Annotated in this window: 2 protein-coding genes and 1 pseudogene; 2 read left to right on the forward strand and 1 reads right to left on the reverse strand. The window is 66.4% G+C overall.

From position 1 onward, the window contains the following. On the reverse strand, positions 1–730 hold a 730-nt coding region (locus tag DYI24_RS25605; protein WP_246701370.1), incomplete at its 3' end, for a GMC family oxidoreductase. Between DYI24_RS25605 and DYI24_RS25610 the strand changes: the two are divergent. Both DYI24_RS25610 and DYI24_RS25615 read left to right on the forward strand, forming a co-directional pair. Next, positions 699–953: pseudogene (locus tag DYI24_RS25610) on the forward strand (GMC oxidoreductase); the annotation flags it as partial. The gene DYI24_RS25605 and the pseudogene DYI24_RS25610 overlap by 32 nt on opposite strands. After that, the coding region (locus DYI24_RS25615) for a phenylacetate--CoA ligase family protein (protein WP_164574309.1) at positions 950–1,982 on the forward strand (1,033 nt) is incomplete at its 3' end. The pseudogene DYI24_RS25610 and the gene DYI24_RS25615, both read left to right, overlap by 4 nt.

Below are 1,982 nucleotides of genomic sequence, written 5' to 3' on the forward strand. Positions count from 1 at the left end.
CCTCGCGCACCAGCCGCCAGCCGCGCGCCGTCTCATTGAAACTGCCGAGCCGCCTGACGTCGTAGATCAGGCTGACCATATAATGGTCCTGCAGATTGCGCCCGACCCCAGGCAGATGGCCGACGACCTCGATCCCCAGCCCGCGCAGATGATCGGCATCGCCGAGTCCCGAATGCTGCAGCAGCGCCGGGCTAGCGACTGCACCGGCCGCGACGACCACCTCGCGGCGCGCCGTATAGGTCTCGACCCGGCCGTCGCGCACCACGGCAACGCCGGTCGCGCGGCGGCCCTTGAAGATCAGGCTGGTGGCGTGGGCGCCGGTGACGACCTCAAGATTGCCACGCGAACGCGCCGGCTTCAGATAGGCATTGGCGGTGCTGGCACGCAGCCCATTGCGCACCGTGAGCTGGAAGTAACCCGCGCCCGCCTGAACGTCGCGATTGAAATCGTCCCGCGCGGCGAGGCCCGCCTGCTCGGCTGCGGTGACATAAGCATCCGACAACGGATGCCGGATGGTCGGATCGGATACGCCGAGCGGTCCGCCGACGCCGTGAAACTCATCGGCGCCGCGGACCTGATCCTCGGCCTTGCGGAAGTACGGCAACACATCATCCCAGCCCCAGCCGGAATTGCCGAGGTCGCGCCACTCGTCATAGTCGCGCGCCTGCCCGCGGATGTAGAGCAGCCCGTTGATCGCCGAACTGCTGGAGTTCGCGCGGCAGACCGGCAAGACGCTGTATCACCCGGTCGGCACCTGCAAGATGGGCACCGACGGCTCTGCCGTCGTCGACAGCGAGCTGCGTGTGCGCGGCGTGTCTAGCCTGCGCGTGGTCGATGCCTCGGTGATGCCGACGCTGGTCTCCGGCAACACCAATGCGCCGACGATCATGATCGCCGAACGCGCCTCCGATCTCATCCTCGCCGACGCTCGTACTCCGGAACTGCAAGCATGACCGATCCCAACAATCCGCTCGTCATCGACAGCCGCGATCCGGCCGAATACCAGGCCGCGCTCGGCCGTCACCGCTTCGAAAAACTGAAGCAGCAGATCCGGCACGTTTGGAGCAATGTCGATTATTTCCGGCCGAAGCTGATCGAAGCGGGCGTGTCGTCGCCAGATGACATCCGCTCGCTCGACGATTTCCGCCGCCTGCCGGCGATGCTCGACAAGGTCAGCCACCGCCAGTCGCAGGAGGAGTCGCTGGCACGCTACGGCCATCCGTTCGGTTTGCATCTGACGGTGCCGCTCGACCAGGCGGTGCATCTGGCCGCAACTTCGGGCACCACCGGCCAGCCGACGTTTTATGTATTCAGCCCGCGCGATCTTGAAATCTCCCATCGCGTGCTCGGCCGGCTGTTCGCGCAAGCCGGCATCCGTCCAGGCGACACCACATTCCATGCCTTCGGCCTGTCGCTGTGGCTCGCCGGCGTCACCTATGTGCAGGCGCTGGAGGCCTACGGGGCGCGTCCGGTGGCGCTCGGCGCCGAGGCCGGTGTGCCGAAGATCCTGCGCTACATCGAGTTCACCCGGCCGACCGCACTGTTTGCGACGCCGTCGATGGTCAATCAGCTGATCGAGCGCGCGCCGAAGGAAATTGGCAAGCCGGTGGCCGCGCTCGGCATCAAGCGTGTGCTGTGCGCCGGCGAGCCCGGGGCAGGGCTTCCGGCATTCCGTCAGCGGGTGCGCGAGGAGTTCGGCGCCGAGGTGTTCGATTTCATGGGCGGCGCCTGGCACAACGCCGCGCTGTCCTGTGCCAGCCCCGACTATCACGGCATGCACTATCTCAGCGACGACACCTGTTTCCGCTACGATCTGGTCGATCCGGCAACCAAGCAGCCGATCCCGCTGACCGACGGTGCGGTCGGCGAGGCGATCCATACCGGGCTCGACTATCAGGCCGCGCCGGCGTTTCGCTACGCCACCGGCGACATCCTCAAGATCCATGTCGGCACCTGCCCCGGTCTGTCTCTTATCCACATCT

The organism is Rhodopseudomonas sp. BR0C11 (assembly GCF_010820945.1).
In the GTDB taxonomy this organism is placed as follows: domain Bacteria; phylum Pseudomonadota; class Alphaproteobacteria; order Rhizobiales; family Xanthobacteraceae; genus Rhodopseudomonas; species Rhodopseudomonas palustris_H.